25 protein-coding genes and 1 tRNA gene are annotated in these 23777 nt (G+C 67.5%); 24 read left to right on the top strand and 2 right to left on the bottom strand.

The genetic code is table 11. From position 1 onward, the window contains the following. Positions 1-4: 4 nt before the first annotated feature. Together ACXJJ8_RS11870 and ACXJJ8_RS11865 are read left to right on the top strand one after the other, a co-directional pair. The gene (locus ACXJJ8_RS11870; protein ID WP_499030248.1) at positions 5-1858 is read left to right on the top strand and encodes an ABC-F family ATP-binding cassette domain-containing protein; all 1854 of its coding nucleotides are present in this window, start codon (positions 5-7) and stop codon (positions 1856-1858) included. 27 nt (positions 1859-1885) lie between these two features. Then, entirely contained in the window at positions 1886-2191 is a 306-nt protein-coding gene (locus ACXJJ8_RS11865; RefSeq protein WP_499030246.1) for an FmdB family zinc ribbon protein, read from the top strand. A 6-nt stretch (positions 2192-2197) separates the two neighbouring features. Here ACXJJ8_RS11865 and ACXJJ8_RS11860 read toward each other — a convergent pair whose 3' ends face one another. Beyond that, positions 2198-3268, bottom strand: coding sequence for a GGDEF domain-containing protein (locus tag ACXJJ8_RS11860; RefSeq protein WP_499030243.1), 1071 nt, complete (start codon positions 3266-3268; stop codon positions 2198-2200). A 116-nt stretch (positions 3269-3384) separates the two neighbouring features. Between ACXJJ8_RS11860 and aspS the strand changes: the two genes are divergently transcribed. The 22 genes from aspS (at position 3385) to ACXJJ8_RS11750 (ending at position 22587) form a co-directional block, all read left to right on the top strand. Further along, positions 3385-5163 (top strand): aspartate--tRNA ligase, encoded by a 1779-nt coding sequence (aspS, locus tag ACXJJ8_RS11855; protein WP_499030240.1) that lies wholly within the window; start codon positions 3385-3387, stop codon positions 5161-5163. Beyond that, the gene (locus ACXJJ8_RS11850; protein WP_499030238.1) at positions 5160-5684 is read left to right on the top strand and encodes a GNAT family N-acetyltransferase; all 525 of its coding nucleotides are present in this window, start codon (positions 5160-5162) and stop codon (positions 5682-5684) included. The genes aspS and ACXJJ8_RS11850 overlap by 4 nt, the downstream gene beginning before the upstream one ends. Beyond that, the gene (locus ACXJJ8_RS11845; protein ID WP_499030236.1) at positions 5681-6301 is read left to right on the top strand and encodes an alpha/beta fold hydrolase; all 621 of its coding nucleotides are present in this window, start codon (positions 5681-5683) and stop codon (positions 6299-6301) included. The genes ACXJJ8_RS11850 and ACXJJ8_RS11845 overlap by 4 nt, the downstream gene beginning before the upstream one ends. Before the next feature lie 53 nt (positions 6302-6354). Beyond that, on the top strand, positions 6355-7074 hold the full coding sequence (locus ACXJJ8_RS11840; RefSeq protein WP_499030234.1) for a YebC/PmpR family DNA-binding transcriptional regulator: 720 nt from the start codon (positions 6355-6357) through the stop codon (positions 7072-7074). A gap of 21 nt (positions 7075-7095) precedes the next feature. Then, the gene (gene ruvC / locus ACXJJ8_RS11835) at positions 7096-7620 is read left to right on the top strand and encodes a crossover junction endodeoxyribonuclease RuvC (protein ID WP_499030232.1); all 525 of its coding nucleotides are present in this window, start codon (positions 7096-7098) and stop codon (positions 7618-7620) included. A gap of 36 nt (positions 7621-7656) precedes the next feature. Then, positions 7657-8247: a Holliday junction branch migration protein RuvA gene (gene ruvA / locus ACXJJ8_RS11830; protein WP_499030230.1), complete on the top strand. Its 591-nt coding sequence runs from the start codon at positions 7657-7659 to the stop codon at positions 8245-8247. A 13-nt stretch (positions 8248-8260) separates the two neighbouring features. After that, positions 8261-10186, top strand: coding sequence for a potassium transporter Kup (locus tag ACXJJ8_RS11825; RefSeq protein WP_499030228.1), 1926 nt, complete (start codon positions 8261-8263; stop codon positions 10184-10186). A gap of 109 nt (positions 10187-10295) precedes the next feature. After that, entirely contained in the window at positions 10296-11084 is a 789-nt protein-coding gene (locus tag ACXJJ8_RS11820) for a PIG-L deacetylase family protein (RefSeq protein ID WP_499030226.1), read from the top strand. A 1-nt stretch (position 11085) separates the two neighbouring features. Then, positions 11086-12645 carry a glycosyltransferase gene (locus ACXJJ8_RS11815; RefSeq protein ID WP_499030224.1) on the top strand — a complete coding sequence of 520 codons (1560 nt, stop codon included), beginning with the start codon at positions 11086-11088 and terminating at the stop codon, positions 12643-12645. Beyond that, positions 12642-13505: a Gfo/Idh/MocA family protein gene (locus ACXJJ8_RS11810; protein ID WP_499030222.1), complete on the top strand. Its 864-nt coding sequence runs from the start codon at positions 12642-12644 to the stop codon at positions 13503-13505. The genes ACXJJ8_RS11815 and ACXJJ8_RS11810 overlap by 4 nt, the downstream gene beginning before the upstream one ends. Further along, positions 13495-14601 (top strand): DegT/DnrJ/EryC1/StrS family aminotransferase, encoded by a 1107-nt coding sequence (locus tag ACXJJ8_RS11805; RefSeq protein ID WP_499030219.1) that lies wholly within the window; start codon positions 13495-13497, stop codon positions 14599-14601. The genes ACXJJ8_RS11810 and ACXJJ8_RS11805 overlap by 11 nt, the downstream gene beginning before the upstream one ends. 39 nt (positions 14602-14640) lie before the next feature. Continuing rightward, on the top strand, positions 14641-15702 hold the full coding sequence (gene ruvB, locus ACXJJ8_RS11800; RefSeq protein ID WP_499030217.1) for a Holliday junction branch migration DNA helicase RuvB: 1062 nt from the start codon (positions 14641-14643) through the stop codon (positions 15700-15702). Continuing rightward, a complete protein-coding gene (ybgC, locus tag ACXJJ8_RS11795; protein WP_499030215.1) occupies positions 15686-16117 on the top strand; it encodes a tol-pal system-associated acyl-CoA thioesterase in 432 nt (143 codons plus the stop codon). The genes ruvB and ybgC overlap by 17 nt, the downstream gene beginning before the upstream one ends. Next, a complete protein-coding gene (gene tolQ / locus ACXJJ8_RS11790; RefSeq protein WP_499030212.1) occupies positions 16114-16905 on the top strand; it encodes a protein TolQ in 792 nt (263 codons plus the stop codon). The genes ybgC and tolQ overlap by 4 nt, the downstream gene beginning before the upstream one ends. A gap of 10 nt (positions 16906-16915) precedes the next feature. Further along, positions 16916-17362 (top strand): protein TolR, encoded by a 447-nt coding sequence (gene tolR, locus ACXJJ8_RS11785; protein WP_499030209.1) that lies wholly within the window; start codon positions 16916-16918, stop codon positions 17360-17362. Beyond that, positions 17359-18294 (top strand): cell envelope integrity protein TolA, encoded by a 936-nt coding sequence (gene tolA / locus ACXJJ8_RS11780; RefSeq protein WP_499030207.1) that lies wholly within the window; start codon positions 17359-17361, stop codon positions 18292-18294. The genes tolR and tolA overlap by 4 nt, the downstream gene beginning before the upstream one ends. Positions 18295-18386: 92 nt before the next feature. Beyond that, positions 18387-19679, top strand: coding sequence for a Tol-Pal system beta propeller repeat protein TolB (gene tolB / locus ACXJJ8_RS11775; protein ID WP_499030205.1), 1293 nt, complete (start codon positions 18387-18389; stop codon positions 19677-19679). A gap of 78 nt (positions 19680-19757) precedes the next feature. Then, the gene (gene pal / locus ACXJJ8_RS11770) at positions 19758-20285 is read left to right on the top strand and encodes a peptidoglycan-associated lipoprotein Pal (RefSeq protein WP_499030202.1); all 528 of its coding nucleotides are present in this window, start codon (positions 19758-19760) and stop codon (positions 20283-20285) included. A 3-nt stretch (positions 20286-20288) separates the two neighbouring features. After that, positions 20289-21077: a tol-pal system protein YbgF gene (ybgF, locus tag ACXJJ8_RS11765; protein ID WP_499030200.1), complete on the top strand. Its 789-nt coding sequence runs from the start codon at positions 20289-20291 to the stop codon at positions 21075-21077. A gap of 28 nt (positions 21078-21105) precedes the next feature. Beyond that, positions 21106-21792: a 7-carboxy-7-deazaguanine synthase QueE gene (gene queE / locus ACXJJ8_RS11760; protein WP_499030198.1), complete on the top strand. Its 687-nt coding sequence runs from the start codon at positions 21106-21108 to the stop codon at positions 21790-21792. 8 nt (positions 21793-21800) lie between these two features. Next, positions 21801-22469, top strand: coding sequence for a 7-cyano-7-deazaguanine synthase QueC (gene queC, locus ACXJJ8_RS11755; RefSeq protein ID WP_499030196.1), 669 nt, complete (start codon positions 21801-21803; stop codon positions 22467-22469). Between the two features lie 42 nt (positions 22470-22511). Beyond that, positions 22512-22587 (top strand) — tRNA-Lys (locus tag ACXJJ8_RS11750). A 265-nt stretch (positions 22588-22852) separates the two neighbouring features. Here the strand turns inward: ACXJJ8_RS11750 and ACXJJ8_RS11745 are convergent. Further along, the gene (locus tag ACXJJ8_RS11745) at positions 22853-23506 is read right to left on the bottom strand and encodes an NAD-dependent epimerase/dehydratase family protein (protein WP_499030193.1); all 654 of its coding nucleotides are present in this window, start codon (positions 23504-23506) and stop codon (positions 22853-22855) included. Positions 23507-23777 lie beyond the last annotated feature (271 nt).

Raw genomic sequence — 23777 nt, 5'->3', positions numbered from 1 at the left:
GCTTATGATTTCCTTCCGCAATTTCTCGCTCCGCCGCGGCGAGCGCCTCCTTTTGTCCAACGTGGACCTCGCGATGCACGCGGGGTACCGCGTGGGCGTGGTCGGGCGCAACGGCACCGGCAAGTCCTCCCTGTTCGCCGCGATGATGCGCGAGGTGGAGCCGGACAAGGGCGACATCGACATGCCGGGCAAGGCGCGCATCGCGACGGTCGCGCAGGAAACCCCGTCGCTGCCGGATTCGGCGATCGACTTCGTGCTCTCCGGCGACCAGGCCGTGCACGACGCGATCCAGATGGAGGCCAACGCCTTCGCGAACGAAGACTGGGAAGCGGTCGCCCTCGCGCATCACAAGTTGGAAGAACTCAACGGTTACGACGCCACCGCGCGCGCCGGCCGCCTGCTGCACGGACTGGGTTTTCCGCCGGAAACGCACGCGAAAGCCGTATCGGAGTTCTCGGGTGGCTGGCGCGTGCGCCTCAACGTCGCACGCGCGCTGATGACGCCGAGCGACCTGCTGCTGCTCGACGAACCCACCAACCACCTGGACCTCGACGCGGTGCTGTGGCTCGAACAATGGCTGCTGCGCTACCCCGGCACGCTGCTGGTGATCTCGCACGACCGCGAATTCCTCGACAACATCTGCACGCACACGCTGCACCTGCACGAGCAACGCGCGAAGCTCTACACCGGCGACTACACCGCGTTCGAACGCCAGCGCGCCGAGCAGTTGCGCCAGCAGCAGATCGCGCACGAAAAGGAACAGGTCGAGCGCGCGCACCTGCAGTCGTTCATCGATCGCTTCAAGGCCAAGGCCAGCAAGGCCAAGCAGGCACAGTCGCGCATGAAGCGCCTGGCCAAGCTCGCCGGCACCGAAGCGGTGCGCGCCGAACGTTCGCTGCACATCACCTTCCCGGAACCGCAGCGGCTGCCGACCTCGCTGGTGCGCCTGCGCGACGTCGATGCCGGTTACGGCGACGTGCAGATTCTCGCCAACGTGAACTTCGGCCTGGAAGCGGGCGATCGCGTCGGCTTGCTCGGCCCGAATGGCGCGGGTAAATCGACGCTGGTGAAAACGCTCGTCGGCGAGCTGCCACTGCTGGCGGGCGAGCGCATCGCACATCCCGACATGCGCATCGGTTATTTCGCGCAGCACACCGTCGAATCGCTGATGGCCGGGCAGACGCCGATCGACCACCTGCGCAAGGTCGCGGGCGATCTGCCGACGCAGGTGTTCCGCGATTTCCTCGGTAAGTGGAATTTCCCCGGCGACCGCGCGTTCGAATCGATCGACGGATTCTCCGGCGGCGAGAAGGCGCGCCTGGCGCTGGCGATGATCGCGTTCAAACAACCGAACGTGTTGCTGCTCGACGAACCGACGAACCATCTGGACCTCGACATGCGCGAGGCGCTCGCCGAAGCGCTGAGCGATTTCGATGGCGCAATCGTGCTGGTGTCGCATGATCGGCACCTGATCGGCCTGGTCTGCGACCGCTTCGTGCGCGTGGCCGACCACAAGGTCGAGGATTTCGACGGCGACCTGGATCAATACGCGGCGTGGTTGCGTTCGCGCCCGGGCAGCGAGTCGTCGAAGTCCGAGAAGGCCGCGAAAGCGCAACCTGCCGCCCCCGCGCCGGTGCCCAAAGCGCCCGCGAAGAAGCGCAACACGCACGCGTTGCAAAAGGCCGAAGCGCGCGTGGCGGAGCTGGAAGCGGAGATCGCACGGGTCGATGCGCAGCTCGCCGATCCGAAGGCTTACGCGGACGGCCGCGCAACCGACCTGGGCAAGCAGCAATCGAAGCTGCGTGGGGACCTGGAACGTGCCGAAGCCGATTTGCTCGCGTTGTACGACGCCGCCTGACCTCCAACGAAACCGAATCCGACCGCCATGCCCATCTACGCCTTCGAATGCACCCACTGCGGCCACACCTTCGACCGTCTCCAGAAGATGTCGGATGCCGATCCGACGACGTGCCCGAACTGCGGGAAGGAAACCGTCAAGCGCCAGGTCACCGCGCCCTCGTTCCGCCTGTCCGGCAGCGGTTGGTATGAAACGGATTTCAAGAAGGACGGCGACAAGAAGAAGAATTTGACGGGCGAGGCGAGCAAGCCGGCGGAGTCGAAGCCTGCCGAAGCGAAGCCTGCCGAAGCGAAGCCGGCACCGCCGAAACCGACGTCGGCGTCCTCCGACTGACGCGCACTAGGCCGCGATACCCGCGCTCCACTGCACGATCCGATTCCGCCCACCGCGCTTCGCCGCAAGCAGCGCCAGGTCCGCGCGATGCAGCAAGTCCGACAGCGTCTCGCCCCCGTGCCACTCCGCGACCCCCACGCTCGCGGTGCAAGAGAACCCATCCACCGCGAGCGCACCGATGCGTTCGCACACCACGGCGATGTACTGCTCCGCCTCCGGCGCATGCATGCCCGGTAGCAGCAACGCGAACTCCTCGCCGCCCACGCGTCCGATCAAACGGCCTTCGCCCTGCAAATCCAGCAGGCAATGCGCGACCGCCGCGAGGAGTTGGTCGCCGATGCGGTGGCCGCCTTCGTCGTTCACGCGCTTGAAGTGGTCGAGGTCGACGAAGCACGCGCTGAGGATTTGACCGGGGCGCATGTGCATCAGCAGCGCTTCGCCCGATTCGATGAAGTGGCGGCGATTGAGCACCGAGGTCAGTGCATCCAGTCGCGCGCGCTGTTCGAGTTCTTCTTCCGCCAGGAAATACCCGCGGCGCGCATTGTCGACCGTCGCGTGCATCGCCATCGCGATGACGCCACCCACCACCGCCTGGATGCCATAGGCCAGCCACACCGTGCTGCCGGCATGGCTGTGCCACAAGGCGAGGGCGCCGGCGAGATAGGCGCAGACGATCGCGACGAACACCGTCCGGGCGCGTGCCCAGAACGGCGCGGTCACCAGCGGCGTCGCCACGAACATCGGCAGCAGGAGCGCGAGCCCGCCGTGCCCCGGGTGGGTACTCAAGGCGCAGAACACGAGGAACAAGGTCTGCAGCGCCACGCCCGCCCACGCGAACAGGTCGGCGCTGCGCACGGTCCGCATCCACAGGCCGATGGCGGCCAGCGAAAAGAACCCGACCCAGGTGAGGGGCGCCTGCAGCCAGTCGAGCAGGGGGGCCGGCATCAGCAGCGCCTGGATGCCGATGAAGGTCAGGAAGAACAACGGCGCGAAGAGCACCAGCCGCCGCAGGCGCGTCCCCTGCCAGCCGAACATCCGCTGCACGTACACCGCCTCGCGTTCCGGCGGAAACACCATCGGCTGCCCCTCGCGACCCCTTCTCCCAAGCCAAACGGGGCCAGCGGCCGGAGGAGGACGGGCTAGAATGGCGCCCTTTCCGGCGCGCGCGCCGGTGCAACTCGAACGGAACCCCCATGCGTACCCACTTCTGCGGCCTCGTCGACGAGGCGCTGGTCGGCCAGACCGTCACCCTGTGCGGCTGGGCCGACGTCGCCCGCAACCTCGGCGGCCTGTGCTTCATCGACCTGCGCGACCACGAAGGCATCGTCCAGATCGTCGCCGAACCGTCGGAGGCCGCCGGCAATGCCGCGGTCATCGAAGCGGCCGCGCGCGTAGGCTACGAGGATTGCCTGCGCATCACCGGCACCGTGCGCCGCCGCCAGAGCGTGAACCCGAAGATCAGGACGGGCCAGGTCGAAGTGGTCGCCACCGCGATCGAACTGCTCAACAAGGCCGAGCCACTGCCCTTCCACGCACACGAGAACCCGGGCGAGGACATCCGCCTGAAGTATCGCTATCTCGATCTCCGGACACCGGAAATGCAGCGGATGATGCGCACGCGCATCCAGCTGGTGCAGTCGCTGCGCCGCTGGCTCGACGCGCGCGGCTTCCAGGACATCGAAACGCCGATCCTCACCAAGGCCACGCCCGAGGGCGCGCGCGACTTCCTCGTGCCCGCGCGCATGCACCATGGCGAGTTCTACGCGCTGCCGCAGTCGCCGCAGTTGTTCAAGCAGATCCTGATGATGGCGGGCTTCGACCGTTACTACCAGATCGCGCGCTGCTTCCGCGACGAAGCGCTGCGCGCCGATCGCCAGCTGGAATTCACGCAGCTGGACATGGAGTTCGCGTGGGTGTCCGAGCGCGACGTGCAGGACACGGTCGAGGAAATGATCCGCGTGGTGTTCCGCGAAGTGATGGACGTCGAGTTGCCCAATCCCTTCCCGCGCATGACCTACGAGGAAGCGATGCGCCGCTACGGTTCGGACAAGCCCGACCTGCGCAATGCGATGGAATTCACCGACATCGCCGAACTGGTCAGGAACTGCGAATTCAAGGTCTTCACCGATTGGGCGAACCACGCCGACGGCCGCGTTGTTGCGTTGCGCACGCCCGGCGGCGCGCAGTTCTCGCGCAAGCAGATCGACGACTACGCCGCGCACGCGGCGAAGTACGGCGCGAAGGGCCTGGCGTGGATGAAGGTCGACGACCTGGACAAGGGCCGCGAAGGCATCAATTCGCCGATCGCCAAGTTCCTCGACGACGCGACGCTCGCCGCGATCCTCAAGGCCACCGGCGCACAGAGCGGCGATGCCATTTTCTTCGGCGCTGCGACCCACAAGTCCGCGTCCGACTTCATGGGCGCGCTGCGCATCAAGCTCGGCAAGGACCTCGGCCTGGTGGCCGACGGCTGGACGCCGCTGTGGGTCACCGACTTCCCGATGTTCGAATGGGACGACGAGGAAAACCGCTTCGTGGCGCTCCACCATCCCTTCACCGCACCGGCCGTCGATTCCATCGAAGACCTGCGCGCCAACGCGAAGACCGCCGTGTCGCGCGGCTACGACATGGTGCTCAACGGCAACGAGATCGGCGGTGGTTCGATCCGCATCCACAATTCGAAGATGCAGAGCGCGGTGTTCGAACTGCTCGGCATCGGCGCGGAAGAAGCCGAAGGCAAGTTCGGCTTCCTGCTCGACGCGCTGAAGTACGGCGCGCCGCCGCACGGCGGCATCGCCTTCGGCATCGACCGCATCGCCGCACTGATGGCGGGGACCGAATCGATCCGCGACGTCATCGCCTTCCCGAAGACGACGACCGCGCAGTGCCTGATGACCGGCGCGCCGTCGCCGGTGCCGGATGCGCAGCTGGCCGAAGTGCACGTGCAGGTGCGCGAGAAGCCGGTGAAATGAGCAGCGACGTGATCCGCCGCGCGACGCCCGACGACGCCGCGTTGTTGTCGGATGTCGCCGAGCGCGCGTTCGTCGTTGCGTTCGGGCATCTGTATCCGCCGGCGGATCTCGCGCAATTCCTGCAGGACAGTTACTCGGTCGAACAACACGAAAAGTATTTGTCCGATCCGCAGTGCGCGATGTGGATCGCGCAGCGCAACGGCGCAGCGGTGGGTTACGCGCTCGCCGGTCGTCCCTGCACCTTGCCGCACGCCGACGTGCGCCCCGAAGACGGCGAACTCAAGCGCATCTACCTGTTGCCCGAAGCGCAGAACGGTGGCCTGGGCTCGCGCCTGATCCAGACCGCGTTCGATTGGCTGGAAAAGGACGGCCCGACCACGCTGTGGATCGGGGTGTATTCGCAGAACTTCGGCGCGCAGCGATTCTACGAACGCCTGGGGTTCGAGAAGGTCGGCAATTACGAATTCCTCGTCGGCAGCGTGCGCGATCCCGAATTCATCCTGCGCCGCGCCGCCGCGTGAAGCGCACCGTCGTCCTGCTGCATGGCCTGTGGATGCCGGGCATGGCCATGCATTGGCTCGCGCATCGGTTGCAGGACGCCGGTTACGACACCGAAGTCTTCTCCTACATGAGCGTGGCCGACGGCCCCGACCGTGCGGTACAGGCCTTGATCGATTGCATCGGCGACCGGGAAGTCGATCTCGTCGCGCACAGCCTCGGCGGCCTGATCGCGATGCAGGCGCTGCGCCAGGCGCCGGAGCTCAAGGTCGGGCGGCTGGTCTGCATCGGTTCGCCGCTCAGCGGCAGCGGCGCGGCGTCGGGCCTGCTGCGCTTGCCCATGGCCGCGGTCCTCCTGGGCCAGAGCGCCACGCTGCTGCGCGAAGGCTTCCCCGACTGGGCGGGCGCCACCGAGGTCGGCGTGGTCGCCGGGAACGCGCCGCACGGGCTCGGCGCGCTGTTCGCGGGCTTTACGGACGAACACGACGGCACGGTCGCGGTGTCCGAAACCCACCTGCCGGGGGTGAAAGACCACGTCGTCGTCGGGGCCAGCCACAGCGGCCTGCTCTTTTCGGCACAAGCCGCCGATCGCACCATCGCCTTCCTCACCACGGGCCGATTCGAAGGGCAGGGCGCCTGACCGCCCCGCCCTGTAGAATCCGCGCCTCGCAACGCAGCACCAAGGTTTCCAGCATGGGTCGTGGCCCTTCCATCGAAGCCCGCAAGAACGCGGTCGACGCGCAGCGCGGCAAGATCTTCACCAAGGTGATCCGCGAAATCGGCGTCGCGGCACGCGCCGGCGGCGGCGACCCGGCCACCAACGCGCGCCTTCGCGCGGGCATCGACCGCGGCCTGCAGGTGAACATGTCCAAGGACGTCATCGAGCGCGCGATCAAGAAGGCGACCGGCGAACTGGAAGGCATCACCTACGAAGAGATCCGCTACGAGGGTTACGCGCCCGGCGGCGTCGCGGTGATCGTCGACTGCCTCACCGACAACAAGGTCCGCACCGTGGCCGACGTGCGCCATGCATTCGGCAAGTTCGGCGGCAACCTCGGGACCGATGGGTCGGTCGCGTTCATGTTCAGGAAGCTCGGCGTCCTTTCCTTCGCGCCCGGCGCGGACGAAGACCGCATCACCGAGTTGGCGATCGACGCCGGCGCCGACGACATCGTCGTCTATCCCGAAGACGGCGCCATCGACGTCCTCACCGCGCCGGACGCCTTCGAAAGCGTCAAGGCCGCGATGGAAGGCGCGGGCCTGAAGGCCGACCTGAGCGAAGTGACCATGCGCGCCGACAACGACATCGCCGTCTCGGGCGAGACCGCCGAGCAGGTCGGCAAGCTCCTGCACTGGCTCGAAGACCTGGACGACGTGCAGAACGTCTATTCCAACGCCGACCTCAACGCGTAAGCACCGGCGTAGACTCAAAACGTGACCCGCATCCTCGGCATCGACCCCGGTTCCCAACGCACCGGCGTGGGCGTGATCGACGTCGACGACGCGGGGCGGTGCACGTTCGTGCATTGCGAAGCGATCGTGCTGCTCGACGCCGCCGACTTCCCCGCGCGCCTCGGGCGTCTGTGCGAAGGCCTGGAAACGGTGATCGACGGCTGGCGGCCCGACGAGGTCGCCATCGAAACCGTCTTCATGGACAAGAACGCGTCCTCCGCGCTGAAGCTGGGTCATGCACGCGGCGCGGCGCTCGCCACCGTCGTGCGCAGGCACCTTGCGGTGCACGAATATGCGCCGCGCCTGATCAAGCAATCGCTGGTCGGCCGCGGCGCCGCCGAGAAAACCCAGGTGCAGCACATGGTGCGCCTGCTGCTCAAGTTGCCCGACACGAAACTGCAACCCGATGCCGCCGATGCACTGGCCGTCGCACTCACGCATGCGCACATGAGCGCCACCGCGTTGCGCGCCGGCGCGAGCGTGGCGCTGTTGCGCCGCCGCCGCTGATCGAACTCAACTGATCGACCTCCTGGACAACGCCACGTGATCGGACGCCTCAAGGGACTCCTGGTGCACAAGCAGCCGCCGTGGCTGGTGGTGGACGTCAACGGCGTGGGCTACGAACTCGAAGCGCCGATGAGCACGTTCTACGACCTGCCCGACATCGGCCGCGAAGTCGCGTTGTTCACGCATTACGCGCAGAAGGAAGACAGCGTGTCGCTGTACGGTTTCCTGCGGGAGAACGAGCGCCGCCTGTTCCGCGACGTGCAACGGGTGTCGGGCATCGGCGCGAAGATCGCGCTCGCGGTCCTGTCGGGCGTGAGCGTCGAGGACTTCGCGCGCATGGTGCAGACCAGCGATGTCACCGCGCTCACGCGCATCCCCGGCATCGGCAAGAAGACCGCCGAACGCATGGTGGTCGAACTGCGCGACCGCGCGGCCGATCTCGGCGGTGGCGGCGGCCCGCTCGGTTCGCCCGGCGTGCCGGCCGATCCGCAGTCCGAGGCCACCGTGGCGCTCCAGCAACTCGGGTACAAGCCCGCCGAAGCGGTGCGAATGGTGCGCGACGCGGCTGCGTCGGGCGACGACGCCGCGACCATCATCCGCAAGGCGCTAAAGTCCGCGCTCCGCTGAGGCACCCCGGTCCATGGCCGATACCCGCCAAGCTCCAGACAAGCACGCGCACGCGCACCACGGCGGCAAGACCGGCGTGTTCGGGCTGGCCGTGGGTGCGGTCGGCGTCGTGTTCGGCGACATCGGCACCAGCCCGCTGTACACGCTGAAGGAAGCCTTCTCGCCGCACTACGGACTGGTGGCCAACCACGACACCGTGCTCGGCATTCTCTCGCTCGTGTTCTGGGCGCTGATGATCGTGGTGACGCTCAAGTACGTCACCATCATCATGCGCGCCGACAACGAAGGCGAGGGCGGCATCATGGCGCTGATGGCGCTGGCGCAGCGCACCTTGCCGAAGGGGTCGCGCTCGGCGTACGCCGTCGGCATCCTCGGCATCTTCGGAGCGTCGCTGTTCTTCGGCGACGGCGTGATCACGCCGGCGATCACCACGTTGTCCGCGATCGAAGGCCTGGAGGTCGTCGCGCCGCAACTGGACACCTGGATCGTGCCGGCGACGCTCGTCATCATCGTCCTGTTGTTCTTTACCCAGCGCTTCGGCACGGCGAGCGTCGGCAAGGTGTTCGGGCCGGTGATGGTCGTGTGGTTCCTCGCGCTCGCGGCGATCGGCGTGATCAACATCCGCCACAACCCCGAGGTCTTCCACGCGATCAACCCGTGGTGGGCGATGAATTTCTTCCTGACGCACGGCGGCCACGCGATCTTCATCCTCGGCGCGGTCGTGCTCGCGGTGACCGGCGGCGAGGCGCTGTACGCGGACATGGGCCACTTCGGCGCGCGGCCGATCCGGCATGCGTGGTACTGGTTCGTGCTGCCGGCGCTGATGCTCAACTACATGGGGCAAGGGTCGCTGCTGCTGCTCGATCCGGGCGTCGCGCGCAACCCGTTCTACCTCGCGGTGCCGGAGATGGTGCGCATCCCGATGATCGTGCTCGCCACCGCGGCGGCGGTGATCGCCTCGCAGGCGGTGATCACCGGTGCGTATTCGGTCGCGCGCCAGGCCATGCAGCTGGGTTACATCCCGCGCATGCGCATCCAGCACACCTCCAAGGACACGATCGGCCAGATCTACGTGCCGTGGATCAACTGGGTGCTGATGCTCGCGGTGATCGCGGTGGTGCTGATGTTCCGCAGTTCGACCGGCCTGGCCTCGGCCTACGGCGTGTCGGTGTCGGGCACGATGTTGATCGATACCTTGCTGCTCTTCATCGTCGCGCGCGCCATGTGGCCGAAGGCGCGCACCTGGGTGATGCCGCTGTGCGTGTTGTTCGGCGTGATCGACGTGGCTTTCCTCGTCGCCAACGGCGTGAAATTCCTCGACGGCGCGTGGTTCCCGGTGGTGCTGGCGATCCTGGTGTTCACCATCCTGCGCACCTGGCGTCGCGGCCGGCAGTTGCTGTACGAAGAAATCCGGAAGGAGGGCATCGAGCTGGACTCCTTCCTGCCCGGCCTGATGCTCGCGCCGCCCACGCGCGTGCCGGGTACGGCGATCTTCCTGATCGCGCAGTCGGGCATGGTGCCGCACGCGCTGCTGCACAACCTCAAGCACAACAAGGTGCTGCACGAGCGCAACGTGTTCCTGACCGTGCAGACCCTCAACGTGCCCCACTCGCCGAAGGACAAGCGCCTGAAGATCGAAGCGATCGGCGACGACTTCTATCGCATCACCGTGCGCTTCGGCTTCATGGAAGTCCCCGACGTCCCCTTGGCGTTGATGCGCTCCTGCGACATGGGCGAGAGCCTGGGCATCCCGTTCGACCCCATGGACACGACCTACTTCGCCAGCCGCGAAACCATCGTCGCCGGCCGCCACCGCGGCATGCCGGTCTGGCGCGACCGCCTGTTCGCCTTCCTGCATCGCAATGCGGCCCCGGCGACGGGCTTCTTCCGGATTCCGGGCAACCGCCTGGTCGAGCTGGGCGCGCAAGTCGAAATCTGAACCGGCGCGCGGACGCGTTCACGATTTCCGGTCGGATGCATGGCGTCCGGCGGCGCGCAATGCGATCCTGTCTCCGCCCGTCCAGGCGATGGGCGGAAGGCAAGGGGAAATGGGGATGCTGGACAACGCGGCGCGCGAAAGTGCGCGCACGTGGGTGGTCGTCGTCGGCCACCCGGGGCATGAATTGCGATTGCTCGGCTGGATGCGCCAGGTGCGCCCCGCCGTCGCGGTCCTGACGGACGGATCGGGGAGCGGCGAACGCGGCCGCCTCCCGCAAACCATCGAACTGCTCGACAAAATCGGCGCCGCCACCGGCCCGGTCTTCGGCGTGCTCGGCGATCGCGATGTTTACGCCGCCATGCGCGCCGGCGATGCAGCGCCGTTCCGGGACATCGCGCACCGCCTCGCCGATTGGTTCGTCGAAACGGGCGTGGATTGCGTCGCAAGCGACGCGCCCGAAGGCTACAACCCGACGCACGACCTGTGCGCGGCCATCGTGGCCGTTGCCGTGCGCCTGGCGAACCAGCGCCGCGCAAGCCCGATGCGCCATTACACCTACCCCGTCATCCTGCCGGGCGTGCCGTTGCCGGACAGCGTGCACGTTTCGCTCGACGATGCCGCGCTGGATGAGAAGCTCGACTTCGCGCGCGCCTACGCCGCGAGCGCGGGCGGCGCCCTGGTCGAGGAAACCGAACAGATGATCGCGCACTTCGGCCGCGAGGCATTCCGCGAGGAAGTGATTTCGCCGGCCGACACCGCGGCGACGTTCGCCGCCTTCGCCACGACCGCGCCGTTCTACGAAGCCTACGGCCGCAAGAAGGTCGCCGAGGGCTTGTACGAGACCGCGATCTGTTTCGAGCCCCACTTCGCGCCGTTGCTGCGCGCAATGGAGGCCTGAGGTGGCCAAGGCATCGAAGGGCGGCTTGCGCGTCCTCATCACCAACAACACCGCGGCGATGCGGGCCGGGTCGGAGCTGTACGTGCTCGACCTCGCGCGCGCGCTGCTGCGCCGCGGCCACCAGCCGGTCGTCTACAGCACCGTGCTCGGCGAGGTGGCCGAGTCGCTGCGTCGCGCGACCGTGCCCGTGGTGGATGATCTGTCGGCGCTGAACGTCCCGCCCGACGTGATCCACGGCCAGCATCACGTCGAGACGATGACGGCCGCGCTGCACTTCGCGGGCACGCCCGTCGTGGCGCTGTGCCATGGCTGGATGCCGTGGGAAGAGACGCCGCCGCTCTTCCCGACCATCGCGCGCTGGATCGCCGTCGACGATCTGTGCGCCGAACGACTGGCCACAACCGCCGGCGTCGACCGCACGCGCATCCGCACGCTGTACAACGGCGTGGACATCGAACGCTTCCAGGCGCGCGCGCCGCTTCCCGCGACGCCGCGCCGCGCCCTGGTCTTCAGCAACTACGCCACGCGCGATGCGTGGGCCGCGACCATCGAGCGCGCCTGCCGGCAGGCCGGCATCGCCACCGACATCGCCGGGTTGTGCTCGGGCAGCGCCAGCGATGCACCCGAAACCCTGTTGCGCGATTACGACATCGTCTTCGCGAAGGCGCGTTGCGCGCTCGAAGCGATGGCCGTCGGCTGCGCGACCGTCGTCGCCGACCGCGCGGGCCTGGGCGGCATCGTCGCTTCGTCGAATTTCGACCGCCTGCGCGCGCTGAATTTCGGCATCCGCACGATGCAGGCCGCGCCGGTCACCGAAGCCGGCGTGCTCGAAGCCATCGCCGCTTACGACGCCGTGGATGCCGCGCGCATCCGCGACCGCGTGCGCAGCGAGGCCAACTACGACACGCTCGCCGACGCCCTCGTCGTCCAATATCGCGAAGCCATCGAGGCCGGCCGCTTCCCCGATCCGCAAGCCTGCACGCAAGCCGCCGCGCGTTACCTGCGCGACACGGTGTCGCCGATGGTGAAGTCGGTGGAACAAGCGCAGGCCGCGCGCCGCGATGCCGAACAGGCGCTCGAAGCGCTCGGCGAAGCCGCCGCCGAAGCGACGGCCGTCGCCAACAAACGCATCCAGGCCGCCGTCGACGCGCGCGAAGCCGCGGTCGTGGAACGCGCCGTCGCGCTCAAGGCCCACGACGAAATGGAAGCGCGGGTGGCGCGCGCGCTGCAGCGTTCGCTGGACGCCGGCATCGAGCGCGACGCCGCGTTCGCCGCGCGCGAGCAAGCCACGGACGCGACGCTGGCGGCCACGCGCGCGCAGGCGCGCACGGCCGAGGCGCTCGCCGACGCGCTGCGCGCGCAGGCACAGACCGCACTGGATCTCACGCAGGCCTTGCGCGGGCAGGCGCAGGCGACGCGCGAACTCGCCGAGGCGACGGCGCAGATCACGGCGCTGCAAGCGCAAATCGAGGAGGCGCACCGCGTGCGCGACGAACTGCATCGCTCGCGCGCATGGCGCGCGGTGAGCACGTATCGCCGCCTGCGGGCGAAGTTCGCATGACGCCCGTCGCCGTCGTGGGGTTCGGTCGCATGGGGCGCCTGCATGCGCGCACCCTGTCCGCGATGCCCGAGTTCCGCCTGGTCGCCGTCGTCGATCCCGACGCCGGTTGTGCCGAAGAGGTCGCCGCGCTGGGCGCGACGTGGCACGCGACGATCGAAATGCTCGAACCCGGGATCCGCCACGCGATCGTCGCCGTGCCGTCCGCGCGCCACGCGCAGGTCGCCTGCGCGCTCGCGCGCCGCGGCGTGCATTGCCTGATCGAGAAGCCGGCCGGCGCGAGCGCGCAGGACGCGGCCGCGCTGATCGCCGCATCCGACATCGATGGCACGTGCATGCGCGTGGCCTTCAGCGAGCGCTTCAATCCGGTGATCGAATCGCTGCTCGCCGCGCCGCCGCCGGCGACGCTCGCGATCCGTCGGCATTCCTCGCACGCCCTGGACGTCCCGCGCGAAAGCGACGTGTTGCGCGACCTGCTCGCTCACGACCTGGATTGGCTCTGCGCGCTGGCCCAGGCCGCGCCGACGCACGTCGAAATCCTCGATGCGCGCCGCCACTACGAACGCTGGGAAGCGATCCGTTGCCGCCTGCGTTTCCCGAACGGCATGGACGTCGACCTCTCCGCGAGCCGCATCGCCACGCGCGCCGAGCGCGCCGTGCACGTGGCGGGCCAGGGCGTGCTGCCACTGGACGAAGTGCGCGAAGACGAAGATGCGCTGACCGCGCAGGCCCGCGCGTTCCTGCGCGCCACGATGGACCAGGCCGCGCCGCTGGCGTCGTTGGAACAGGCCTTCCAGGTGCATCGCCTGCTGGATCGCGTCGAACGGGCCGCCTGCGAACTGGAAGCCACGCGTGCGGCCTGAGGTCGCATTCTTCGATGCGGTCGCACTGCATGCGCCGATCGCGCACGAACTGCTGGCCGCGTGCGAGCGCGTGCATCGCCATGGACAGTATCTCGACGGTCCGGAGGTCGCCGCGCTCGAAGCGCGCCTCGGCGCATGGGTCGGCGGCGAAGCGATCGCCTGCACGTCGGGAACGACCGCCCTGGTGATGGCCTTGATGGCGGCCGGCGTCGGCGCCGGCGACGAAGTGATCCTGCCGGCCTTCACCTTCGCAGCACCGGTCGAAGCCGTGCTGCTGCTCGGCGCGATCCCGGTGCTGGCCGACATCGACGCGGCGACGTATACGCTCGCCGTCGAGGCCGCGCGCGATGCGATCACGCCGCGCACGCGCGCCATCATCGCCGTGTCGCTGTACGGCCAGCCGGCCGACATGCCCGCGCTGCAAACGCTCGCGCACGCGCAGGGACTGACCCTGATCGAAGACGCGGCACAGAGTTTCGGCGCCACGCTGCACGGCACGCGCAGCGGTGCGTTCGGCCACATCGCGTGCACGAGTTTCTTCCCGTCCAAACCGCTGGGCGGCTGCGGCGACGGCGGTGCCTTGTTCACGCGCGACCCCGAACTCGCGCGCGCGCTGCGCGAGATCCGCAACCACGGCCAGTCCGCGAAATACGTACACACCCGCCTGGGCTTCAACGGCCGCATGGATACGCTGGCGTGCGCGCAGTTGCTGGTGAAACTCGATCGCTTCGACGCCGATCTCGCGCGTCGCCGCGCGATCGCGGCGTTCTACGCGCGCGCATTGCCCGAAGCGCTGGCGCGCCCTGTCGTGCGCCCCGGCGCCGAGAGTGCCTGGGCCCTGTATACGATCCGCACCGAAGCACGCGATGCCTTCGCCACCGCGCTGGGCAACGCCGGGATCCGCACCGCGATCCACTATCCCGTGCCGCTGCATCGCCAGCCGGCCTTCGCCGGGCGCTGCCGCTGGACGCACCTGGCCGCCACCGAAGATGCCTGCGCGCAGGTCCTCAGCCTGCCCCTGCATCCGGCGCTCGACGACGCCGCGCTGGCCCGCGTGGTCGAAGCGGCCGCCGAGGTCCTGGCCGTCGCCGCCTGAAGTTTTGCGCCCGCGCGCAAAGGGCGCGAACATGGGGGCATGAACGACTCCCGCGTCATCACGTCCACCGCCACGCGCGAAGACGAGGCCATCGAAGCCTCCATCCGCCCCAAGAAGCTCTCCGAATACCTCGGCCAGGTGCCGGTCCGCGAGCAGATGCAGATCTACATCGAGGCGGCGAAAGCGCGCGGGGAAGCCCTCGACCACGTTTTGATCTTCGGCCCGCCGGGCCTGGGCAAGACCACGCTCTCGCACGTCATCGCCAACGAACTCGGCGTCGGCCTGCGCCAGACCTCGGGCCCGGTGATCGAGAAGGCGGGCGACCTCGCGGCCCTGCTGACCAACCTGCAGCCGCACGACGTGCTGTTCGTCGACGAAATCCATCGCCTCTCGCCGGCGATCGAGGAAGTGCTGTATCCGGCGATGGAAGATTTCCAGATCGACATCATGATCGGCGAAGGCCCCGCGGCCCGTTCGATCAAGCTCGACCTGCCGCCCTTCACCCTGATCGGCGCGACCACGCGCGCCGGCCTGCTCACCGCGCCCCTGCGCGATCGCTTCGGCATCGTGCAGCGGCTGGAGTTCTACACGCCCGAAGAACTCACGCGCATCGTGCGCCGTTCGGCCACCATCCTCGGCATCCAGTGTTCGCCCGAAGGCGCGGCGGAAATCGCCAACCGTTCGCGCGGTACGCCGCGCATCGCCAACCGCCTGTTGCGGCGCGTGCGCGACTTCGCGCAGGTGCGCGCGGCCGGCATCATCGACCGCGACGTCGCCGACGCGGCGATGCAGATGCTGAAAGTCGACCCGCAGGGTTTCGACGAACTCGACCGCCGCCTGCTGCGCACCATCGTCGAATCCTTCGATGGTGGCCCGGTGGGCGTGGAATCGCTCGCCGCTGCGCTGAGCGAGGAACGCGGCACGCTCGAGGACGTAATCGAGCCCTACCTCATCCAGCAGGGCTACCTGGTCCGCACCGCGCGCGGGCGCATGGCGTCGGCGAAGGCGTACCGCCACCTCGGCCTGCGCCCGAAGACCGGCGCACAAGACCTCTTCGCCTCGCCTGCACCGACGGATCTCGATGATGCAAGCGGTGAATGAGCCCGTGTTCAGTTGGCCGACACGGGTGTATTGGGAGGATACCGACGCCGGTGGCGTGGTCTACCACGCGCAGTACCTGGCCTTCCTCGAACGCGCGCGCACCGAATGGATGCGCGCGCAGGGGCACGGCCAGGAACGCCTGCGCAACGCACACGACCTCGTGTTCGCGGTGCGGGCGATGCAGATCGACTTCCGCCTCCCGGCGCGGCTGGACGATGCGTTGCAGGTGTCCGTCGCGTTGCGCGGATGCCGTCGCGCAAGTCTCGTGCTCGCGCAGGAAATACGCCGCGATGGGGAACTGTTGCTCGATGCGCAGGTCCGTGTCGCTGCGTTGTCGGCTTCCCGCTTCAAACCCGTTGCCATCCCCCAACCGTTGTTCGACGCATTGACCTGCCTCGTGGAGACCCCCGCATGACGCCCATCCTGATGTTGCAGGACGCCGCCACCCAGGCCTTGCCGGAACAGGCGCCCGCGCAGACCGTGTCGATCGCAGACCAGGCGGGGCAGGCGGCGAGTGCCGCGTCGGCCGGCCACATCAACGTCCTCGACCTCGTCCTCCACGCGAGCATCCCGGTGCAGTTGGTGATGTTGCTGCTGCTGTTCGCGTCGGTCGCCTCGTGGGTGATCATCTTCCGCAAGAAGCGCGTGCTCGACCGCGCGGAGAAAGACACCGAAAAATTCGAAGAGCGTTTCTGGTCGGGCGCCGAGCTGTCGAAGTTGTATTCCGGCGCCACCGAACGCGGCCGCGTCGCCGAAGGCCTGGAAGCGATCTTCGAAGCCGGCTTCCGCGAGTTCAACCGCATCCGCCAGCGCCGCGGCGTCGACAGCCGCATCCAGCTGGAAGGCGCGCAACGCGCGATGCGCGCGACCACCTCGCGCGAAGTCGACGGGCTGGAGCACAACCTCGAATTCCTCGCCAGCGTCGGTTCGATCAGCCCCTACGTCGGCCTGTTCGGCACGGTGTGGGGCATCATGATTTCCTTCCAGGGCCTGGCCAACGTGAAGGAAGCGACGATCGCGACGGTCGCGCCGGGGATCTCCGAGGCGTTGATCGCCACCGCGATGGGCCTGTTCGCCGCGATCCCGGCGGTGTGGGCCTACAACCGCTTCGCGACCAAGGTCGAACGCATCGCCACGCGTTACGACGCGTTCTCCGAAGAGTTCTCATCGATCCTCCAGCGCCAGGCACACGCCGACGAATAAGGAGCGGGCAATGACCGCCATGTCCTCGCGCCGCCATCGCAAGCGCAAACTCAAGGCCGAGATCAACGTCGTGCCGTACATCGACGTGATGCTCGTGCTGCTGATCATCTTCATGGTGACCGCGCCGCTGTTGAACCTTGGCGTCGACATCGAACTTCCGCAGTCCAACGCACGCCCGGTCGAGCAGAAGCACGAGCCGGTCGTGATCAGCATGAACAGCGAAGGCAAGCTCTGGCTGAAGTTGCAGGGCGAGGAAAACACGCCGACGACGCTCGATGAGCTCGTGTTGAAGGTCGGCGCGTTCGTGCGCAACAACAAGGACACGCCGGTGTACGTGGCGGCCGACAACGATGTCGCCTACCAGAAGGTCTACGACGTGCTCACCGCGCTGCAGACGCGCGCCAACGTGCCGCGCGCGGGGCTGATGAGCCAGCCGACCGGAGCCGTCAGGAAGTGAAGGAGACGCGCGCCGATACGGTGCAGTCCATCGTTGCGGCCATTGCGCTGCACGCATTGTTGTTCGCGTTGATGTACTTCGGCCTGTTCTGGACGTGGAGCGAGGCCGACGAAATCCAGCGCGGGCCCGTCATCGATGCCACGCTCATCGATCCGAACGCGTTGTCGGTGTCGATGAAACGCGCGCTGGCGAAGCGGCCCGAACAGGCGACACCCGCGCCACGGGAAACCGCGCCCGTCGAGCAACCCAAGCCCGAACCGCGCCCGGAGGATTCGCCGACGCCGCCGCAGCCGGTCGCGCAGGAAGTGATCGCGCAGCCCGCCCCGATCGAGCAGGAAGAAGTGACGCAGGCGCCCTCGCCGAAACCGCCCGCGGAAAAGGTGCAGGAAGCCAAGCAACGCCAGGAACAGATCGACACCACCGCGCAGGAACGCCAGCAACAAGCCGAACGCGAGCGTCGCCTGAGCGCGATGGAACAGATGCGCCAGAAGCAGCTCGAAGACGTGCGTCGCGAGCGCGAAGCGAATCATCGGGAACTGACGCTGCGCGAAAAGAAACTGCAGCAGATCGCCGACGCGCGCAACGCCGCCGATGCCGCCGCGCAGGCCGACTCCAATGCCGATGCCGCGCCGCAACCGGGCTCGGGCGGCGATGCCGACACGCTGCGTTCGCGCTGGTTGCAGGCCATCGTCGACCAGATCCGCCAGAACTGGAGCAGGCCGGACGACGTGCCCAACGGCATGTGCCCGATCCGCATCCAGATGGAGCGGGGCGGGCGCGTGGCGTCGGTCGAAGTGCTCCCGGGCTGCCCGTACGACGAACTCACGCGGCGCTCGGTCGAAGCCGCCGTGCTCAAGGCCCAGCCGCTGCCTTACGCCGGATTCGAGCGGGTTTTCCAGCCCGAACTGCGCCTGGGTTTCCGCGCGGAATGACGCGGCTCGACCCGCGGGTCCGTCGTCGTTCATCTTTGTTCCACATTTCACGGCCAAGCTGTTAACTAACCCGCTCCATTCAGGAATCCCCGATGACCCGAACGCTGCGCCGGCTCCTTGCCACCGTCCTGCTCCTGTTCCCCTTGGCCGCTCTGGCCCAGGTGGACGCCGAAGTCGTCGGCGGCACAGCCTCGGCATTGCCGATCGCGGTCGTTCCCTTCGCCGGCTCCACGGGCGAGAACGAAATCGGGGGCATCGTCGCCGCGGATCTCGCGCGGTCCGGCGCCTTCCGCGTGTTGCCCGACCGCGACCTCGTCGAACGCCCGACGCGTTCGAGCGAAGTGAACTACGCCACGTGGCGCCTGTTGAAGCAGGAGTTCCTGCTCGCCGGCCGCGTGATGCCCGAAGGCGGCAACCTGCGCGTGGAGTACGAGTTGTTCGACGTCTCCAAACAACAGCGCATTCTCGGCGAAGCAAAGATCGCCCCCGGCACCGCGGCGCGGGACCTCGCGCACCAGGTCGCCGATTCGGTGTACGAGAAAATCCTCGGCGTGCGTGGCGCGTTCTGGACGCGCATCGCCTACGTCACCGCGAGCGGCACCGGCAACAATCGCCACTACCAACTGATGGTCTCCGACAGCGACGGCTTCAATTCGCAGGCGGTGGTGAGTTCGCCGCAGCCGATTCTTTCGCCGTCGTGGAGCCCGGATGGGAAGCGCCTGGCCTACGTCAGTTTCGATCGCGGAAATTCCTCGATCTACATCCAGAACCTGACGAGCAGCGGGCGCGAACTGATCGCGAGTTTCCGCGGCATCAACGGTGCGCCGGCGTTCTCGCCCGACGGCACGAAGCTCGCGATGACGCTCTCCAAGAGCGGCAATCCCGAGGTCTACGTGATGACCCTGGGCAGCAAGCAGTTGAGCCAGATCACCAATCACTTCGGCATCGACACCGAGCCGGTGTGGAGCGCCGATGGCGGCACGATTTATTTCACCTCCGATCGCGGCGGCAAGCCGCAGATCTACCAGGCCTCCTCGGGCGGCGGCGGTGCGACGCGCCTGACCTTCGCGGGCAGCTACAACGCACGCGCCACGGTTTCGGCCGATGGCAAGAAAATCGCCACCGCGCAAGGCAACGGCAACACCTATCGCATCGCGCTGATGGACCGCACGATGGGCAATCGGTGGACGCCGTTGTCGCCGGGCAACCTCGACGAATCGCCGAGCTTCGCCCCCAACGCATCGATGCTGCTGTACGCCGCGAAAGAAGGCGGACGGAGTGTTTTGTACACCGTGTCCGCCGACGGCCGCGCCCGCGCGAAGCTGCCGGTGCAGGGCGCGAGCGTCCAGGAACCGGCCTGGGGCCCGTACCGGCTGAAACGCTGAACGGGCGTAGTATTTTCGGACCCACGGCCGCGTCCCACGACACGGCCGCCCCACACTGCGAGAAGACGAGGAACGACGATGAACGCAACGACACAGAAGTTCGGTCGCATCATGATGGCCGCCATGCTCTGCACGGCGGTCGTGGCCTGCTCCAAGAAGGTCAAGGAAGAGCCGGTGCAGCCGGTCGCGCCCAGCACGACGGCGCCGGTGACCGAAACGCCCGCGGTCGCGGGTGCGTTCACGCCCGAATCCCTCGACACCGATGCCTGCCTGCGCCAGCGCGTTGTCTACTTCGACTTCGACCAGGATGCGCTGCGTCCCGAATTCCAGGCCGCGATGGCGTGCCACGCCAAGTACCTGCGCGATCGTCCGTCCTCGCGCATGTCGCTGGAAGGCAACGCCGACGAGCGTGGCAGCCGCGAATACAACCTCGGCCTCGGCGAGCGCCGCGGCAACGCGGTGTCCTCCGCGCTGCAGGCCAACGGCGGCTCGGGCAGCCAGATCACCGTGGTGAGCTACGGCGAAGAACGCCCGACCTGCAACGAATCGACCGAAGATTGCTGGGCCAAGAATCGTCGCGTCGAGATCGTCTACACGGCGAAGTAAGACATGCGGCGCCCGATCGCCCTCTGTGTCCTCGCGGCGGCCCTCGTGGCCGCCGCGCCCGCGTTCGCGCAACGCGCCAGCCTCGCCGATCGCGTGACCTCGCTGGAGCAACAGGCGGCGAACAACCAGGGCAACGTCGACCTGCTCAACCAGGTTTCGCAGTTGCGTTCGGAAGTGACGGCGCTGCGTTCGCAACTCGAGGAAGCGCAGCAGCAGAACGCGCAGATGAAGGCCGATTACGACGCGCGCTGGGGCGACCTGGATGCGCGCCTCGCGCGGATCGAAACCGGCGGCGGTGCCACCGCGGTGCCGGTGAGTGCATCGTCGGCGTCGCGCGGCGCGACGGTGGCCGTCGAACGCCCGCCGACCGTGCGCGGCGATGCAGGCCGCGTCGCGCAATCGGCCGACGAACGCACTGCCTACAACGCGGCCTTCGACGTGTTGAAAGCCGGCGACTACGTGCAGTCGGCGCAGAAGTTCCAGCAATTCCTGCATGACTACCCGGCGGGCACGTACACGCCGAACGCGCTGTATTGGCTCGGCGAGAGCTACTACGTCACGCAGAACTACGAACTCGCCCAGGAACAGTTCCAGGCCCTGCTGAGCCAGTACCCGACGCACGACAAGGCCCCGGGCGCCTTGCTCAAGGTCGGCCTGTCGCAATTCGGCCTGAAGCAGATGGATGCCGCGGAAGCCACCCTGGCCCGCGTCTCCCAGCAATACCCGGGCACCGATGCCGCCCGCACGGCCGATGACCGCCTCCGCGCGATCCAGCTGAGCAAGGTCCGCTAACCGGCGGGGGGCCTGTAAAATGGCCCCCATGTCCGCAGTCCTTCCCGCCACCGACGCGGCCCCCGCCGTTACGGCGGAGCGCCTCAAGCTCACCGAAATTTTCCTGTCGCTGCAGGGCGAAGCCCGGGATGCGGGCTGGCCGACCGTGTTCGTGCGCCTCACCGGCTGCCCGCTTCGCTGCCGCTATTGCGACACGACGTACGCATTCTTCGGCGGGCAATGGTGGGACATCGACGCGATCCTGCTCGAGGTCGCCAGGCACGGCGTCCGCCACGTCTGCGTCACCGGCGGCGAACCGCTGTCGCAAAAACGCGTCATCGGGTTGCTGGCGAAACTGTGCGACGCAGGTCATGTCGTCTCGTTGGAGACGTCCGGTGCGATCGACATCGGCGACGTGGACACGCGCGTCTCGCGCATCGTCGACATCAAGACGCCGGACTCGGGCGAGGTCGAACGCAACCGCTGGGAAAACCTCGCGCTGCTCACGCCGCACGACCAGGTGAAGTTCGTGATCTGCAGTCGGGAAGATTTCGACTGGGCGTGCAAGGTGCTGTTCGAACACAGGATCCACGAACGCTGCGACGTGCTGTTTTCGCCGAGCCATGCGCAGATCGCGCCGCGCGCACTCGCCGACTGGATCGTCGAAGCCCGCCTGCCCGTTCGCTTCCAGACGCAATTGCACAAGGCCCTGTGGGGCGAGGAGCCCGGGCGTTGAATCGTGAAATGAAACGCGCCGTCGTGCTCGTCTCGGGCGGCATGGACTCGGCAGTCGTGCTCGCGATGGCACACGAACTGGGCTTTGAAACCTACGCGATGAGCGTGCGCTACGGCCAGCGCCACACCTCCGAGCTCGAAGCTGCCGACCGTGTCTCCAGTGCGCTGGGCGCCGCCGCGCACAAGACCGTGATCGTCGACCTGCGTTCGATCGGCGGCAGCGCACTGACCGACGACATCGACGTCCCCGAATCCGGCGGCCCGGGCATCCCCATCACTTACGTACCGGCGCGCAACACGATCATGCTGTCGCTCGCGCTCGGCTGGGCGGAAGTCCTCGGCGCGTCGGACCTGTTCTGCGGCGTCAATGCCGTCGACTACTCCGGCTACCCCGACTGCCGCCCCGAATTCATCGAAGCGTTCGAGAAGCTCGCGGACGTGGCGACGAAGGCCGGTGTCGAAGGGGCAGGGTTCCGCGTCCACGCCCCGCTGATGCGGATGTCGAAGGCGGACATCGTGCGCGAAGGCCTGCGCCTGGGTGTCGACTTCGCACAGACTGTCTCGTGCTACCAGGCCGATGCGCAAGGGCGCGCCTGCCGCCATTGCGATGCTTGCCGTTTGCGGGCAGAGGGCTTCGCTGCGGCTGGCGTGGACGACCCGACACGCTACGTAAGCTAGAATGCGCACCGCGCGCCGGATGGCGCCGCGTCTGGAACATGTGGGCCGTTAGCTCAGTCGGTAGAGCATCGGACTTTTAATCCGCTGGTCGATGGTTCGAATCCATCACGGCCCACCAGACAGTCATCCCCGTTTCTCTGCACGAGATAAGAGCGGCCTCCAGGCCGCAATTCCCGGCGGATATCGCGGTCACCGCGTCTCAGCTAACGTCCGTGCGGGGCAGAAATGGCCGAGGTTTCTCAGTTGTCGAAATGGTCGGCCAAAGTCGCGGAACGACTTTGGCCGAGGGTTCGATTCGTATAGTGCCAGCCCCACAGTCATCCCCCGCTTCGCTACATCAGGATCAGGCGGAGGTGCGCGTTCCGCCGGGGGAGATACGCGAGTTAACCGCCCGTGACATTGATGTCCGCGTTTTCAAGCACCGCAGAGCCAGTCCGATCGCGCAGCGCCGCCAGCATCGCGCGACCGACGCGCGTGGATGTGGTCATGACGGTTGGGGCCATGCGCGTGGCGATGTCGAGCAGCGGGGCAGCCAACAGGTAGGCTGCCGCGCGCAGAGCATGCCCTGAGCGCACGCCGTCAACCGGTTGCACGATACCGGGCCGCACCATTAGTGTGCGCACGCCTAAGGTTTTGAGCGCCGCTTCCACCTCGCCCTTCACTCGTAGTGGCATCAAAGCGGCGCGCGGATCCGCACCGGCACCGGAAACATAAACGAAAGTGCCTTGGGGGTTGGCCATGGCGAACGCGCGCGCCACGTGCACGGTGATGTCCACCGTGATGTGCCGGTACGCTGCCTCGGACCAGCCCGGCACGACACCGGCGCAATACAGACAGGCGTCGAGCCCGATCATCCCGGGGTGCGTTGCGTCGACATCGAGCAGGTCGGGGACAACCAAGTTGGTGACCCGTGAATCCTCAGAGTGCACGTCTCGTCGCCCCAATAGCACGATGCGTTCGATATCAGACGCTGCGAGACAGGCAGACAATGCGCCCTGGCCGACTAGGCCGGTGCCTCCCACGATCATGACGCGCATGGGACCCTCCCTCTGAATTATGCGGTCACGGAGCAAGCATATTGATTTGAATGATCACACGTTCCCATTGCCTAGCGCGTATCACGTCGGTCCAACCGGGCGTGGGAGGAAGTTGGTGTCATTGCGAGATGCAACCGCTTAGGGCTGCAGACGCCGCCTGCGTACAGGCGCCGCGAAGCGACTCCCGCGCCATCGATACCTCATGCGCCGAGATGAGCGGACGAACTGGCGACTACCTTGGCTGCTTTGCGGCACTCCAACACAGAAGTCG

Source organism: Lysobacter sp. P5_C4 (assembly GCF_054049695.1).
The sequence above is the reverse complement of the archived record's forward strand: the minus strand, read 5'-3'. Positions and strand labels throughout refer to the sequence as shown.

Excerpts from the sequence above, each read along its gene's own strand:
- ACXJJ8_RS11870 (WP_499030248.1), top strand. The coding sequence starts at position 5 with ATGATTTCCTTCCGCAATTTCTCGCTCCGCCGCGGCGAGCGCCTCCTT.
- ACXJJ8_RS11865 (WP_499030246.1), top strand. The coding sequence starts at position 1,886 with ATGCCCATCTACGCCTTCGAATGCACCCACTGCGGCCACACCTTCGAC.
- ACXJJ8_RS11860 (WP_499030243.1), bottom strand. The coding sequence starts at position 3,268 with ATGGTGTTTCCGCCGGAACGCGAGGCGGTGTACGTGCAGCGGATGTTC.
- aspS (WP_499030240.1), top strand. The coding sequence starts at position 3,385 with ATGCGTACCCACTTCTGCGGCCTCGTCGACGAGGCGCTGGTCGGCCAG.
- ACXJJ8_RS11850 (WP_499030238.1), top strand. The coding sequence starts at position 5,160 with ATGAGCAGCGACGTGATCCGCCGCGCGACGCCCGACGACGCCGCGTTG.
- ACXJJ8_RS11840 (WP_499030234.1), top strand. The coding sequence starts at position 6,355 with ATGGGTCGTGGCCCTTCCATCGAAGCCCGCAAGAACGCGGTCGACGCG.
- ACXJJ8_RS11825 (WP_499030228.1), top strand. The coding sequence starts at position 8,261 with ATGGCCGATACCCGCCAAGCTCCAGACAAGCACGCGCACGCGCACCAC.
- ACXJJ8_RS11820 (WP_499030226.1), top strand. The coding sequence starts at position 10,296 with ATGGGGATGCTGGACAACGCGGCGCGCGAAAGTGCGCGCACGTGGGTG.
- ACXJJ8_RS11810 (WP_499030222.1), top strand. The coding sequence starts at position 12,642 with ATGACGCCCGTCGCCGTCGTGGGGTTCGGTCGCATGGGGCGCCTGCAT.
- ruvB (WP_499030217.1), top strand. The coding sequence starts at position 14,641 with ATGAACGACTCCCGCGTCATCACGTCCACCGCCACGCGCGAAGACGAG.
- ybgC (WP_499030215.1), top strand. The coding sequence starts at position 15,686 with ATGCAAGCGGTGAATGAGCCCGTGTTCAGTTGGCCGACACGGGTGTAT.
- tolQ (WP_499030212.1), top strand. The coding sequence starts at position 16,114 with ATGACGCCCATCCTGATGTTGCAGGACGCCGCCACCCAGGCCTTGCCG.
- tolR (WP_499030209.1), top strand. The coding sequence starts at position 16,916 with ATGACCGCCATGTCCTCGCGCCGCCATCGCAAGCGCAAACTCAAGGCC.
- tolB (WP_499030205.1), top strand. The coding sequence starts at position 18,387 with ATGACCCGAACGCTGCGCCGGCTCCTTGCCACCGTCCTGCTCCTGTTC.
- pal (WP_499030202.1), top strand. The coding sequence starts at position 19,758 with ATGAACGCAACGACACAGAAGTTCGGTCGCATCATGATGGCCGCCATG.
- ybgF (WP_499030200.1), top strand. The coding sequence starts at position 20,289 with ATGCGGCGCCCGATCGCCCTCTGTGTCCTCGCGGCGGCCCTCGTGGCC.
- queE (WP_499030198.1), top strand. The coding sequence starts at position 21,106 with ATGTCCGCAGTCCTTCCCGCCACCGACGCGGCCCCCGCCGTTACGGCG.
- queC (WP_499030196.1), top strand. The coding sequence starts at position 21,801 with ATGAAACGCGCCGTCGTGCTCGTCTCGGGCGGCATGGACTCGGCAGTC.
- ACXJJ8_RS11745 (WP_499030193.1), bottom strand. The coding sequence starts at position 23,506 with ATGCGCGTCATGATCGTGGGAGGCACCGGCCTAGTCGGCCAGGGCGCA.